Below are 12,242 nucleotides of genomic sequence, written 5' to 3'. Positions count from 1 at the left end.
GCTCAATGTCCTGGACTGGTGTGGTGGCGGACACCTAGGTTTCCGCCAACGCCGACGACCCCCAATGGAGGACTGGATGACTGCCGCCTCTGCACCGCCGATGATTCGTGTGGCGGGTGTGGACAAGTTCTTCGGCCCGTTGCACGTGCTCAAGAACGTGGAACTGGAAGTGCCGAAGGGGCAGGTAGTGGTCGTGCTGGGGCCGTCGGGTTCCGGTAAGTCGACCCTGTGCCGGACCATCAACCGCCTCGAACCGATCGATTCCGGTGTCATCGAGGTCGACGGGCAACCGCTTCCCGCCGAAGGAAAAGAACTGGCCCGCCTGCGCGCCGACGTCGGCATGGTGTTCCAGTCCTTCAACCTTTTCGCGCACAAGACCATCGTCGAGAACGTCATGCTCGCGCCGACGAAGGTGCGCAAGACGCCCGCCGCCGAGGCGCGCAAGACCGCGATGGAACTGCTCGAGCGGGTCGGGATCGCCAACCAGGCCGACAAGTTCCCCGCTCAGCTCTCCGGTGGGCAGCAGCAGCGTGCGGCGATCGCCCGCGCGCTCGCCATGAAGCCCAAGGTGATGCTGTTCGACGAGCCCACGTCCGCGCTCGACCCGGAGATGGTCCAGGAGGTCCTGGACGTCATGACGGGCCTGGCCAAGGACGGGATGACGATGCTGGTCGTCACGCACGAGATGGGCTTCGCCCGCAAGGCCGCGGACCGGGTGATCTTCATGTCCGACGGCGAGGTCGTCGAGGATTCCACCCCGGAAGCGTTCTTCTCGGCGCCGAAGTCCAACCGCGCGAAGGACTTCCTTGGCAAGATCCTGACTCACTAGTAGTCAGCCCACTTTCGAACGAATGGCAGGAGAAGGACGATGAGGGTTCGCACCCTTGCGGCGGTGCTGCTGACGGGCGCACTGGCCCTGACCGCGTGTGGCAAGGAGGGCAGCCCGACCGACTCGGCGGCGCCCGCCGGCCTGTTCGAGGTCGCCAAGGACGTCAAGGTCGACGGTTCGCCCACGTTCGAGAAGGTCAAGTCGCGCGGCAGCCTCGTCGTCGGCGTCAAGGAAGACCAGCCGGGTCTCGGTTACAAGGACCCGACGACGAACAAGTACAGCGGTTTCGACATCGACATCGCGCGTCTGGTCTCCGCGAAGCTGGGCTTCGACCCCGAGAAGATCCAGTTCAAGACGATCCAGTCGGCCGCCCGCGAGCAGGCGCTGATCAACGGTGACGTCGACTACTACGTCGGCACCTACACGATCAACGCCGGCCGCAAGGAGAAGGTCGCCTTCGCGGGCCCGTACTTCGTCGCCGGCCAGGACCTGCTGGTGAAGAAGGACAACGCCGACATCACCGGCCCGGAGACCCTCAAGGGCAAGAAGGTCTGCTCGGTCACCGGTTCGACCCCGATCAAGAAGATCCGGGAGAACAACTACACCGAGCCCGAGAACATCCTGGAGTTCCAGGGTTACTCGCAGTGCGTCACGAAGCTGCTCAACGGTGAGGTCGACGCGGTCACCACGGACGACGCGATCCTCAAGGGCTACGCGGCCGCCGAGGAAGGCAAGCTGAAGGTCGTCGGCAAGACGTTCTCCAGCGAGCCCTACGGCATCGGCCTGCCCAAGGACGACAAGGCCCTGCGCGACAAGGTGAACGACATCCTGCAGGCCGCGCTCGACGGTGGCGACTGGCAGAAGATCTACGACGGAACGCTCGGCAAGTCGGGTTCGACGGCGACGAAGCCGACGATCGACCGCTACTGAGGCTGATCACGTGGCCGGTGGATCCCACGTGGGTCCACCGGCCGTTCCTTTGAAGGCGGACGGACGGCAAGGAAACCGATGAGCGTCCTCACCAACAACCTAGATCTGTTCCTGCGTGCATTCGGCCAGACGTTGCAGCTCTTCGCGATCTCCGCGGTGCTGTCGCTGGTGCTGGGCACGATCCTCGCCGCGCTGCGAGTCAGCCCCGTGCCGGTCTTCCGTGGCATCGGCACGACCTACGTGACGGTCCTGCGCAACACGCCGCTGACGCTGGTCTTCGTGTTCTTCCTCTTCGCGTATCCGCTGCTGGAGATCGTGAAGATCGAGCCCTACACCGCGGCGATCATCGCGTTGTCGCTCTACACGGCGGCTTTCGTCTGCGAGGTCGTGCGGTCGGGCATCAACACCGTGCCGGTCGGCCAGGCCGAGGCGTCCCGCGCGCTCGGGCTCACGTTCACGCAGATGCTGGGCAACGTCGTGCTGCCGCAGGCGTTGCGCTCGGTCGTCCCGCCGATGACGAGCACGATGATCGCGTTGCTGAAGAACACGACCGTCGCGTCGGGTTTCGCCGTCTTCCAGGCGGGTTCGATCCGCGACTCGCTGTCGGAGCAGGGTGAGAACGTCCTGTTCGGACTCCTCTGGGTGGCGATCGGGTTCGTCGTCCTGGTGATGCCGCTGACGTACGTGCAGCAGGTCTTCGAGAAGCGGTGGAGCGTGGCCCGATGAGCATGGTGCTGTTCGACGTCCCGGGCCCGAAGGCCCGCTTCCGCCACAGGATCATGGCCGTGGTCGGCATCGCCGCGGTGATCGCGGCGATCGCGTACGTGATCATGCGTTTCGTCGCCACCGACCAGTTCACGACGCGCAGGCTCGACTGGATCAACTACAAGCAGATCCAGCTGTCCCTGGTCGAGGCGATCGGCAACACGCTCAGCGCGTTCGCCGTCGGCGCGGTGCTGGCGCTCGCGTTCGGCGCGATCTTCGCGGCGGCGCGGCTGTCCGACCACGGGTGGGTGCGCGCTCCCGCGGCGGTGATCGTCGAGGTCTTCCGCGCGATCCCGCTCGTGATCATGATGTTCTTCTTCTACTACGGCCTTCCCGTGGCCGGGGTGAAGCTGACCGCGTTCACGGCGGTCGTGATCAGCCTGATGCTCTACAACGGCTCGGTGCTCGCGGAGATCTTCCGCGCGGGCATCAACTCGCTGCCGAAGGGGCAGAGCGAGGCCGCGTACGCGCTGGGCATGCGCAAGACGCAGGTGATGACGTTCGTGCTGCTGCCGCAGGCGTTGCGGGCGATGCTGCCGACGATCATCAGCCAGCTCGTCGTGCTGCTGAAGGACACCGCGCTCGGCTTCCTCATCACCTTCGAGGAACTGCTGCGCTGGGGTACCCGCATCGGTGGTGACGCGGTCAACTTCAGCCGTCCGATGATCTCGGTGATGATCGTGGTCGCCCTGATCTACATCGGACTGTGCCTGTTGCTGTCGTGGCTCGCGAACTACCTCGAGAAGCGCAACCGCCGCAACAAGAAGGTCATCAAGCTCGACAACGACGACGCCGAGCAGATCCAGATCGCGGCGTCCTCGAACGCCGTCTGACGCTGGTTCGCACGACGGGGGCGTGTCCACTTCGGACACGCCCCCGTCGCTATTTCCAGAGCACCGACTCGCAGTTGTTCGTCACGTAGTCCGCGGCCAGTGAGCCGTCGCCCTGTCCGGCCTTCGCGGCCGTCTCCCTGGCGTAGCGCTGCCCGTCGGGGTCCTCGGGTGAGAACGTCGGCAGCACCTCGCCCATCACCTTCAGCGCGGCCGCCGCGGCGGTCTGGTCGCCGCGCCTGCGGGCGTCCTCCCAGCCGAGGTACCAGGCGCACGAGTTCGTGATCTCCAGGACGATCCGCTCGCTGCCCGGCGGCGCCTTGTCCGGTCCCGGCCCCGACTTCTCCGCGAGCACGTCGAGGTCGGGTTTCCTGCCGTCCGGCCAGGTGAACTTCGCCGAGCCGTCGCGCATGTCCCGCGTGTACCGCTGCTGGTCGACGAGCTGAGGTTCTGCCGGTGGTGCGGCGCAACCGGCCAGCAGGGCGAGCGCGAGCAGTCCGGTCAGTTGCCGCTCCACCACAGCGTTCCTCCAACGGTGCCCGAGGTGTACGGGCTGTTCGAGGCGAGGCAGAACTTGGTGCCCGCCTTGAAGTTCGTGCCGACGTGCTTGCGGGTCTCCTCCATCCGCACGAACGCGCCGCGCGTGTTGCGGTCGCCGCACTTGTACCAGGCGAGCTGCATGACACCGCCGAGCGCGACCTGGGCGTCGATGTTCGACCCGGCGACGGTGATCGTGCGCGCGGTGGTGAACCAGGTGATCTGGTTCTCCTTGAACGGCACCGTGATCGTCGTCGACGCCGCCTGCGCGGGCGTGGCCGACAGCATCGCGAAGCCCACGGCGAGCAGGCCGGCGAGAGCGCGTTTCATCGAGAGTCCCTTCGGAAGGTCAGACGTTCCAGTCGACGACACCGCACCAGCCCTCGCCCGCCTGACTCACCACGTCGAGGCAGAACGTGGTGCCGGCGCGGAAGTTGGCGCCGAGCAGCCGGCGCGAGCGATCTCCCGCCGGGAACAGCACGGGCCTGCCCGCCACCCGGTGGTCGCCGTCGCGGGACCACCGGATCTCGAGATCGACGGGACTGTTCGTGACCCGGAGGTAGACGTCCGAGCCGTCCACGGTGATCGTCCGGACGGCGAGCAGATCGGCCGATGCGGTTCGCATGGCGCCGAACGTAGCGACGCGAGCGGAACCGGGTCGTCTCACGAAGAGTGGATCTCCCGTCAACTTTCGCGGTACGCTCCTGGTGGGGGATCTACCGCGGTGACGTCACAAGAATGAGGGCATTGTGACGCGCGTACTCGTAGTCGACGACCAGCCGTTGTTCCGTGCCGGCCTGGTCGCCTTGCTGAACGCCGCACCCGGTCTGACCGTCGTCGGCGAGGCGGGCGACGCAGCCACCGCCTGCGCGCTGGCCGGGCCGTCGAGGCCGGACGTGATCCTGCTGGACATCCGCCTGCCGGGGCTGGCGGCGCTCACCCGTGCCGCGACGTCCGCGCGGGTGCTGGTGCTGACCACCTTCGACCTGGACGAGTACGTCCACGAGGCGTTGCGGCTGGGCGCGGCAGGGTTCGTGCTCAAGGAGTCCGAACCGGCGAGGCTGATCGCCGCCATCACCGCCGTCGCCTCCGGGGAGATGCAGTTCAGTCCCACGGTGATGCGCAGGCTCGTGGCGGCCTATCTGAGGGGCGACACGGCCGCCTCGCCGTGGAGTTCGGTCGGGCTGGACGAGCTCACGGACCGCGAACGCGAGGTGCTGCGGCTCGTCGGCACAGGCCTGACGAACACGGCGATCGCGACCAGGCTGACGGTCACGGAGGGCACGGTGAAGACGCACCTCAACCGCGTGATGACGAAGCTGCGGCTGACCAGCCGGGCTCAGGCCGTCGTGATGGCCTACGAGTCCGGGCTGGTCATACCGCAGGCCGTCGCTAAGACCGCTTGAACAGCTTGTTGCCGAGCCAGACGATCGGGTCGTACTTGCGGTCGGCGACGCGCTCCTTCATGGGGATGAGCGCGTTGTCGGTGATGTGGATGTGCTCGGGGCACACCTCGGTGCAGCACTTGGTGATGTTGCACAGGCCGAGCCCGTGGTCGTCCTGTGCCTGGTCGACGCGGTCCGCGGTGTCGAGCGGGTGCATCTCCAGTTCGGCGACCCGCATGAGGAACCGCGGCCCCGAGAACGCCTCCTTGTTCTCCTCGTGGTCACGCACCACGTGGCAGGTGTTCTGGCACAGGAAGCACTCGATGCACTTGCGGAACTCCTGCGAGCGCTCGACGTCGACCTGCTGCATCCGGTACTCGCCCGGCGCCAGGTCCTTCGGCGGCGCGAACGACGGGACCTCGCGCGCCTTGGTGTAGTTGAAGGACACGTCGGTCACGAGGTCGCGGATGATCGGGAACGTCCGCATCGGCGTGACCGTGATCGTCTCCGACTCGTCGAAGATCGACATCCGGGTCATGCACAGCAGGCGCGGGCGTCCGTTGATCTCCGCCGAGCACGAGCCGCACTTGCCCGCCTTGCAGTTCCACCGGACTGCGAGGTCCGGTGTCTGCGTGGCCTGCAGCCGGTGGATGATGTCGAGGACGACTTCACCCTCGTTGACCTCGACGGTGAAGTCCTCCAGCGCACCGCCGGAGTCGTCACCGCGCCACACCCGGAACTTCCCCTGGTAGCTCATGACAACTCCTCGGCGGTGAGGTACTTCTCCAGCTCGCTGCGGTCGAACAGGTCCAGCAGGTCGTTCCGGATCGGGATCTGCGGCTTCTCCGTCACCTCGGCCCCGTCACCGGACGTCTTGCACACCAGCAGTTTCCGGCGCCACTCGGCGTCCATCACGGGATGGTCGTCGCGGGTGTGGCCGCCGCGGGACTCGGTGCGCAGCAACGCCGCCTTCGCCACGCACTCCGACACCAGCAGCATGTTGCGGAGGTCGAGGGCGAGGTGCCAGCCGGGGTTGAACTGCTGGTGTCCCTCGACGGTCAGCGCCTGCGCGCGTTCCTTGAGCTTCTCCAGCCGTTGCAACGCTTCTTCCATCTCCCCGGCTTTGCGGATGATGCCGACGAGGTCGTTCATCGACTGCTGCAGTTCCATGTGCAGCGTGTACGGGTTCTCGCCGCCCTCCTGCTGGAAGGGTTTGAGGGCCGTGGCGCGTGCCTCGGTGACGAGTTCTTCCGACACCACAGGACGTTCGGCCATCGCCCGCACGTACTCCGAGGCGCCCGCACCCGCCCTGCGCCCGAACACGAGCAGGTCCGACAGCGAGTTGCCGCCGAGCCGGTTCGAGCCGTGCATGCCGCCGGAGACCTCGCCGGCGGCGAAGAGCCCTGGCACGGAGGACGATCCGGTGTCCGGGTCGACCTCGACGCCGCCCATCACGTAGTGACAGGTCGGGCCGACCTCCATGGGCTGCGCGGTGATGTCCACATCGGCCAGTTCCTTGAACTGGTGGTGCATGGACGGCAGCCTGCGCCGGATCTCCTCGGCGGGCAGACGTGTGGACACGTCGAGGAAGACGCCGCCGTGCGGTGACCCGCGGCCGGCCTTGACCTCGGAGTTGATCGCGCGGGCGACCTCGTCACGCGGCAGCAGTTCCGGAGGGCGCCGGTTGTTCGCCTGGTCGGTGTACCAGCGGTCGGCCTCTTCCTCGTTGTCCGCGTACTTGTCCTTGAACACCTCGGGGATGTAGTCGAACATGAAGCGCTTGCCGTCGGAGTTCCTGAGCACGCCACCGTCACCGCGCACGGACTCGGTGACGAGGATGCCCTTGACGGACGGCGGCCAGACCATCCCGGTGGGGTGGAACTGGATGAACTCCATGTTGATCAGCGAGGCCCCCGCGCGCATCGCGAGCGCGTGACCGTCGCCGGTGTACTCCCAGGAGTTCGAGGTGACCTTGAACGACTTGCCGATGCCGCCGGTCGCGAGGATCACTGCCGGTGCCTCGAACAGCACGAACCGGCCGGACTCGCGCCAGTAGCCGAACGCGCCGGCGACCTTGTCACCGTCCTTGGCCAGGTCGGTGACGGTGAACTCCTGGAACACCCGCAGGCGTGCCTCGTAGTCGCCGAACTCCTTGAAGTCCTCCTGCTGCAACGACACGATCTTCTGCTGCAGCGTGCGGATCAGTTCGAGGCCGGTGCGGTCGCCGACGTGCGCGAGCCGCGGGTACTCGTGGCCGCCGAAGTTGCGCTGCGAGATCCGGCCGTCCTTGGTGCGGTCGAACAGCGCGCCGTACGTCTCGAGTTCCCAGACCCGTTGCGGCGCTTCCTGTGCGTGCAGTTCGGCCATGCGCCAGTTGTTGAGGAACTTGCCGCCGCGCATGGTGTCGCGGAAGTGGACCTGCCAGTTGTCGCTCTCGTTCGCGTTGCCCATGGCGGCGGCGATCCCGCCCTCGGCCATGACGGTGTGGGCCTTGCCGAACAACGACTTGCAGAGAACGGCGGTGCGCAGGCCGTGCTCACGGGCCTCGATCGCGGCTCGCAGACCGGCACCACCCGCGCCGATCACGAGAACGTCGAACGAATGCCTTTCCAGCTCGGGCAAAACCACTCCTTAGTTGATGAAGCGGAGGTCGGAGATCGTTCCCGAGGCGACCAGCGCGACGTACAGGTCCGTGAGGCAGACGAAGATCAGCGAGGCCCACGCGAGTTGCATGTGCCGGTTGTTCAGCTTCGAGATCTGCGTCCACATCCAGTACCGGACCGGGTGCTTGGAGAAGTGCTTGAGCCGCCCGCCCGCGATGTGGCGGCACGAGTGGCACGACAGCGTGTACGCGCCCAGCAGGCCGACGTTGACCAGCAGGACGAGGTTGCCGAGGCCCACACCGGTGCTGAACGCGGAGACCGCGTCGTAGATGTTCACCAGCAGCAGGAGCGAGGCCGCGTAGAAGAAGTAGCGGTGCAGGTTCTGCGCGATGAGCGGGAACCTGGTCTCACCGGTGTACTTGCTGTGCGGCTCGGCCACGGCGCACGCGGGCGGTGACGCCCAGGCCGCGCGGTAGTAGGCCTTGCGGTAGTAGTAGCAGGTGATCCGGAATCCCAGCAGGAACGGGATGATCAGCAGCGGCGGGGTCAGGAAGCCTGGCAGCGCCGGAAACCACTGACCGAAGTGCGACGCCGCGGGGACGCACTCCTCGGTGAGGCACGGCGAGTACATCGGTGTGAGGTAGTGGTACTGGTCGACCCAGTAGTAGTCCCCCTGGAACGTGCGGAACGCCGCGTAGATCGAGATGAGCAGCAAGCCGACGAATGTCGTCAGCGGCGGCAACCACCATCGGTCCGTGCGCAGAGTCCTGGCGGCGATCTCTGCCCTCGCCATTACTCACCTTTCTGGGGGTCCACGTCGTTGTGGAGGAACGACTACGGCCCCCGCGTCAGGCGGGGGCCGCGTGTTCAGCTCGGCTCAGGTCCGGTTGCGGTAGCCACCGAGTCCTTCGTCGTCTGCGTCCTTCCAGAGCGACTCGTCGTAGGGCGTGTCTGGCACGACCACGACCTCGCGTTCCACTTGAGGCGCTTCGCGCTGCCTCGGGGTGCTCAGGTCGACGAGTTCGGTGGCGTCGATGTCCATGCGTTCCACGTCGTTGGCCAGGCGTTGAACAGCCGCCACGTCGCCATACCTGGCGCGCAGGTTGCTGACGGCATGCCGCATCTGACCGATGACCCGGCGCAGCTCGACGATCTCCGTGGCGTTCATGGGACACCTCCGTTCCAAGGTCGTGCCCCGCACTCTGCCCAATCTCAAGCCATGTGACAAGCACCACACGCCAAGATTCAAAACTGGTCGGGTCCCATCAACTGAATCGTTTTTGTGTCCGCGACCAGCCATGACTTACTGTGTGTGGCGTCACGCCCGTCCGTGGGACGCCACCGTTGTCGTCTCGTAAGGGCCCCACCACGGCCCGTGATGACCCGGAGACCCCCATGACCGAACTGCATCCTGTTCTGACAGAGGTGACACGCCGGATCGCCGCCCGAAGCGCCGATTCGCGTCGCGTGTACCTCGAGCGCGTGGCCGCCGCCGCGCAGGACGGAACGTCCCGGTCCGGCTTCGCGTGCAGCAACCTGGCGCACGGCTTCGCCGGAATCACCGGCGGCGACAAGGCGGCGCTGCGCGCGCTGCGCAAGTCCAACGTCGCGATCGTGTCCTCCTACAACGACATGCTGTCGGCCCACCAGCCGTTCCAGGAGTACCCGTCCTGGATCAAGGACGCGGTCCGCGCTGTGGGCGGCGTGTCCCAGTTCGCGGGCGGCGTGCCCGCGATGTGCGACGGCATCACCCAGGGCCGTGACGGCATGGAGCTGTCGCTGTTCAGCCGCGACGTCATCGCCATGTCGACCGGCGTGGCCCTGTCGCACGAGATGTTCGACGCCGCCGTGCTGCTGGGCGTCTGCGACAAGATCGTGCCGGGCCTGCTGATCGGCGCGCTGTCGTTCGGGCACCTGCCGGCGATCCTGGTGCCCGCGGGCCCGATGTCGTCCGGCCTGTCGAACAAGGAGAAGGCGCGCGTCCGGCAGCTCTACGCGGAGGGCAAGGCCTCGCGCGACGACCTGCTGGAGGCCGAGGCCGCCTCGTACCACTCCCCCGGCACCTGCACGTTCTACGGCACCGCGAACTCGAACCAGATGGTCGTCGAGGTCATGGGCCTGCACCTGCCGGGCGCCTCGTTCGTCCCGCCGGGGACAACATTGCGCCGCGCCCTGACCGAGCACGCCGGCCGCCGCGCCGTCGAGATGGCCAAGGGCGAGGGCTACACCCCGATCGCGCACATCGTCGACGAGAAGGCCGTGGTCAACGGCGTTGTGGCTTTGCTGGCGACCGGCGGCTCCACGAACCACACGATGCACCTGGTCGCCATCGCCGCCGCCGCGGGCATCGACCTGAGCTGGGACGACCTGAACGACCTGTCGGCGATCGTGCCGCTGATCGCGCGGGTCTACCCGAACGGCAGCGCCGACATCAACCACTTCCAGGCGGCGGGCGGCGTCCAGTTCGTCGTCGGCACCCTGCTCGACGCCGGCCTGCTGCACGCCGACGTCAACACCGTCGCGGGCCACGGCCTGAACCGCTACCGCCAGGAACCGATGCTGGCCGACGGCGAACTGATCTGGGTCGACGGTCCCGGCCGTTCCCTGGACCTCGAGGTCCTGCGCCCGGCCACGGACCCGTTCGCCTCCGACGGCGGCCTGCGCATGCTCACCGGCAACCTCGGCCGCGCGGTCATCAAGGTCTCGGCCGTGGCGACGGAGAACCACGTCGTCGAGGCCCCCGCCCGCGTCTTCACCACCCAGGAGGCGTTCCAGGAGGCCTTCAAGGCGGGCGAACTCGACCGCGACGTGGTCGTCGTCGTCCGCCAGCAGGGCCCCCAGGCCAACGGCATGCCCGAACTCCACAAGCTGACGCCACCACTCGGCGTGCTGATGGACCGCGGCCACAAGGTCGCCCTCGTGACCGACGGCCGCATGTCCGGCGCCTCGGGCAAGATCCCGGCCGCCATCCAGCTGACCCCGGAAGCCGCTGTCGGCGGCCCGCTCGGCCGGGTCCGCGACGGCGACGTCGTGCGACTGGACGCCACCGCCGGAACCCTGGAGATCCAGGTGCCCGCGGAGGAACTGGCGACGCGCCCCCTGGTGGACTTCCCGCCGACGAGCCGCGAGTGGATGGGCACGGGCCGCGAACTGTTCGCCGCGCTACGCCGTAGCGTCGGACCCGCCGACCGCGGCGCGACGGTGTTCGGCCCCATCACCGCCGACCACTTCGCCCCGGTCACCCACCACTAGCCCGCTGTCCCCGACACCCGCACCACCAATATATTGGCCCCGGCACCACCGCTGACCTGCCCCTTAGCAACGAGTCTTTGGACTTCGTCCGCAAAAGACCCATTGCAAAGGGGCGGTCCAGCACGACCACCCAGCACGTCCACACAGCTCGACCGCAGCTCGACCACAGCCGACCGACCAGCCTCGCCGCCCCTGCCCACCCGCCTTTGCAATGAGTCTTTTGACTTCGTCCGCAAACGTTTTTTGCATCCGGGTGGGCAGGGACGAGCACGAGGTCGGCCTGCGATATATCGGTTTTCGATCAAGAGATCTGGCCAAGAGATCTGGCAAGGAGTGCACTCGTGACCAACGGTGACAATCTTCGGGTGACCACCGGGGCAGACCTGCTCGCGTTGTCCCCCGTCATCCCCGTCGTCGTGGTCGACGACGCCGACCACGCCGTGCCGCTCGCCCAGGCGCTGCTGCGCGGTGGCGTCCGCGTCATCGAGCTCACGCTGCGCACCCCTGCCGCGCTCGCCGCGATCGAGAACGTCGCGCGCGAGGTGCCGGAGATCGTGATCGGCGCGGGCACCGTCACGGCGCCGGAGCACGCGGAGCAGGCGGCGAAGGCCGGGGCGGCGTTCCTCGTCACCCCCGGCACGACCGACCGGGTGCTCGACGCCGCCGACGCGACCGGGCTGCCCTACCTGCCGGGCGCGGCGACGGTGTCCGAGGTGCTGCGGCTGGCCGAGCGCGGGCTGACCGCGCTGAAGTTCTTCCCCGCCGAGGCGGCGGGTGGCGTCGACTACCTGAAGTCGATCGGCGGCCCGGTCCCGCACGTGCGGTTCTGCCCGACGGGCGGCATCACGCCGCAAAGCGCGCCGAGCTACCTCGCGCTGGCCAACGTCGGCTGCGTCGGCGGCTCGTGGCTGGCCCCGAAGGACGCCCTCGTGAAGGGCGACTGGGAGCGGATCGAAACCCTCGCCAGGGAGTCCGTCCAGCTGGGGTAACCCAGATCACGGACCGGAAGTTCGGCTCACATCACGAGACCGGCGTCCCACCACGTTGGATTCTTCACCCAACGGGAGGTGACGCCGGTCTCCAATTGACGGGAGCTTGAGAGAAAGTGAAC

At 67.4% G+C, this 12,242-nt stretch carries 14 protein-coding genes; 7 read left to right on the top strand and 7 right to left on the bottom strand.

Annotated elements, in window-relative coordinates; all coding sequences use genetic code 11:
* The first annotated feature begins 100 nt into the window (after positions 1–100).
* From ACIQF0_RS42665 to ACIQF0_RS42650, 4 genes are all read left to right on the top strand, one after another.
* Positions 101–829 (top strand): amino acid ABC transporter ATP-binding protein, encoded by a 729-nt coding sequence (locus ACIQF0_RS42665; protein ID WP_319978680.1) that lies wholly within the window; start codon positions 101–103, stop codon positions 827–829.
* 39 nt (positions 830–868) lie between these two features.
* Entirely contained in the window at positions 869–1,759 is an 891-nt protein-coding gene (locus ACIQF0_RS42660) for a glutamate ABC transporter substrate-binding protein (protein WP_360043265.1), read from the top strand.
* A 78-nt stretch (positions 1,760–1,837) separates the two neighbouring features.
* The gene (locus ACIQF0_RS42655) at positions 1,838–2,485 is read left to right on the top strand and encodes an amino acid ABC transporter permease (protein ID WP_401039820.1); all 648 of its coding nucleotides are present in this window, start codon (positions 1,838–1,840) and stop codon (positions 2,483–2,485) included.
* Positions 2,482–3,357 carry an amino acid ABC transporter permease gene (locus ACIQF0_RS42650; protein ID WP_401039817.1) on the top strand — a complete coding sequence of 292 codons (876 nt, stop codon included), beginning with the start codon at positions 2,482–2,484 and terminating at the stop codon, positions 3,355–3,357. Before ACIQF0_RS42655 ends, ACIQF0_RS42650 begins: the two co-directional genes overlap by 4 nt.
* A 49-nt stretch (positions 3,358–3,406) precedes the next feature.
* On the opposite strand, the gene ACIQF0_RS42645 is transcribed toward ACIQF0_RS42650, so the two are convergent.
* The 3 genes from ACIQF0_RS42645 to ACIQF0_RS42635 are packed head-to-tail and all read right to left on the bottom strand — an operon-like array spanning position 3,407 to position 4,516.
* The gene (locus tag ACIQF0_RS42645) at positions 3,407–3,871 is read right to left on the bottom strand and encodes a hypothetical protein (protein ID WP_401039814.1); all 465 of its coding nucleotides are present in this window, start codon (positions 3,869–3,871) and stop codon (positions 3,407–3,409) included.
* Positions 3,856–4,221 (bottom strand): hypothetical protein, encoded by a 366-nt coding sequence (locus ACIQF0_RS42640; protein ID WP_093599744.1) that lies wholly within the window; start codon positions 4,219–4,221, stop codon positions 3,856–3,858. The genes ACIQF0_RS42645 and ACIQF0_RS42640 overlap by 16 nt, the downstream gene beginning before the upstream one ends.
* Before the next feature lie 19 nt (positions 4,222–4,240).
* Entirely contained in the window at positions 4,241–4,516 is a 276-nt protein-coding gene (locus tag ACIQF0_RS42635; RefSeq protein WP_360043252.1) for a hypothetical protein, read from the bottom strand.
* A gap of 124 nt (positions 4,517–4,640) precedes the next feature.
* On the opposite strand from ACIQF0_RS42635, the gene ACIQF0_RS42630 reads away from it, so the two are divergent.
* Entirely contained in the window at positions 4,641–5,297 is a 657-nt protein-coding gene (locus ACIQF0_RS42630; RefSeq protein WP_401039812.1) for a LuxR C-terminal-related transcriptional regulator, read from the top strand.
* Here ACIQF0_RS42630 and ACIQF0_RS42625 read toward each other — a convergent pair.
* The 4 genes from ACIQF0_RS42625 to ACIQF0_RS42610 all read right to left on the bottom strand — a co-directional run bounded on the left by ACIQF0_RS42625 (position 5,284) and on the right by ACIQF0_RS42610 (position 9,047).
* The gene (locus ACIQF0_RS42625) at positions 5,284–6,033 is read right to left on the bottom strand and encodes a succinate dehydrogenase/fumarate reductase iron-sulfur subunit (RefSeq protein ID WP_360043246.1); all 750 of its coding nucleotides are present in this window, start codon (positions 6,031–6,033) and stop codon (positions 5,284–5,286) included. The two genes, ACIQF0_RS42630 and ACIQF0_RS42625, sit on opposite strands and share 14 nt — an antisense overlap.
* Positions 6,030–7,898, bottom strand: coding sequence for a fumarate reductase/succinate dehydrogenase flavoprotein subunit (locus tag ACIQF0_RS42620; protein ID WP_401039809.1), 1,869 nt, complete (start codon positions 7,896–7,898; stop codon positions 6,030–6,032). Before ACIQF0_RS42620 ends, ACIQF0_RS42625 begins: the two co-directional genes overlap by 4 nt.
* A gap of 9 nt (positions 7,899–7,907) precedes the next feature.
* Complete coding sequence (locus ACIQF0_RS42615) at positions 7,908–8,672, bottom strand: hypothetical protein (protein ID WP_360043241.1); 765 nt, start codon at positions 8,670–8,672, stop codon at positions 7,908–7,910.
* Between the two features lie 84 nt (positions 8,673–8,756).
* The gene (locus ACIQF0_RS42610; RefSeq protein ID WP_360043238.1) at positions 8,757–9,047 is read right to left on the bottom strand and encodes a hypothetical protein; all 291 of its coding nucleotides are present in this window, start codon (positions 9,045–9,047) and stop codon (positions 8,757–8,759) included.
* Between the two features lie 227 nt (positions 9,048–9,274).
* Here ACIQF0_RS42610 and edd point away from each other — a divergent pair, with 227 nt between their 5' ends.
* Together edd and eda are read left to right on the top strand one after the other, a co-directional pair.
* Positions 9,275–11,131 (top strand): phosphogluconate dehydratase, encoded by a 1,857-nt coding sequence (edd, locus tag ACIQF0_RS42605; protein ID WP_360043235.1) that lies wholly within the window; start codon positions 9,275–9,277, stop codon positions 11,129–11,131.
* Between the two features lie 365 nt (positions 11,132–11,496).
* Complete coding sequence (eda, locus tag ACIQF0_RS42600; RefSeq protein WP_401040040.1) at positions 11,497–12,120, top strand: bifunctional 4-hydroxy-2-oxoglutarate aldolase/2-dehydro-3-deoxy-phosphogluconate aldolase; 624 nt, start codon at positions 11,497–11,499, stop codon at positions 12,118–12,120.
* Positions 12,121–12,242: the final 122 nt, after the last annotated feature.

The organism is Lentzea sp. NPDC092896, assembly GCF_044754905.1.
In the GTDB taxonomy this organism is placed as follows: Bacteria; Actinomycetota; Actinomycetes; order Mycobacteriales; family Pseudonocardiaceae; genus Lentzea.
Note: the sequence above shows the minus strand (reverse complement) of the source record. Positions and strands in the feature narration are given on the sequence as shown.

Excerpts from the sequence above, each read along its gene's own strand:
- ACIQF0_RS42655 (WP_401039820.1), top strand. The coding sequence starts at position 1,838 with ATGAGCGTCCTCACCAACAACCTAGATCTGTTCCTGCGTGCATTCGGC.
- ACIQF0_RS42640 (WP_093599744.1), bottom strand. The coding sequence starts at position 4,221 with ATGAAACGCGCTCTCGCCGGCCTGCTCGCCGTGGGCTTCGCGATGCTG.
- ACIQF0_RS42615 (WP_360043241.1), bottom strand. The coding sequence starts at position 8,672 with ATGGCGAGGGCAGAGATCGCCGCCAGGACTCTGCGCACGGACCGATGG.
- ACIQF0_RS42660 (WP_360043265.1), top strand. The coding sequence starts at position 869 with ATGAGGGTTCGCACCCTTGCGGCGGTGCTGCTGACGGGCGCACTGGCC.
- ACIQF0_RS42650 (WP_401039817.1), top strand. The coding sequence starts at position 2,482 with ATGAGCATGGTGCTGTTCGACGTCCCGGGCCCGAAGGCCCGCTTCCGC.
- edd (WP_360043235.1), top strand. The coding sequence starts at position 9,275 with ATGACCGAACTGCATCCTGTTCTGACAGAGGTGACACGCCGGATCGCC.
- ACIQF0_RS42610 (WP_360043238.1), bottom strand. The coding sequence starts at position 9,047 with ATGAACGCCACGGAGATCGTCGAGCTGCGCCGGGTCATCGGTCAGATG.
- ACIQF0_RS42665 (WP_319978680.1), top strand. The coding sequence starts at position 101 with ATGATTCGTGTGGCGGGTGTGGACAAGTTCTTCGGCCCGTTGCACGTG.
- ACIQF0_RS42625 (WP_360043246.1), bottom strand. The coding sequence starts at position 6,033 with ATGAGCTACCAGGGGAAGTTCCGGGTGTGGCGCGGTGACGACTCCGGC.
- ACIQF0_RS42635 (WP_360043252.1), bottom strand. The coding sequence starts at position 4,516 with ATGCGAACCGCATCGGCCGATCTGCTCGCCGTCCGGACGATCACCGTG.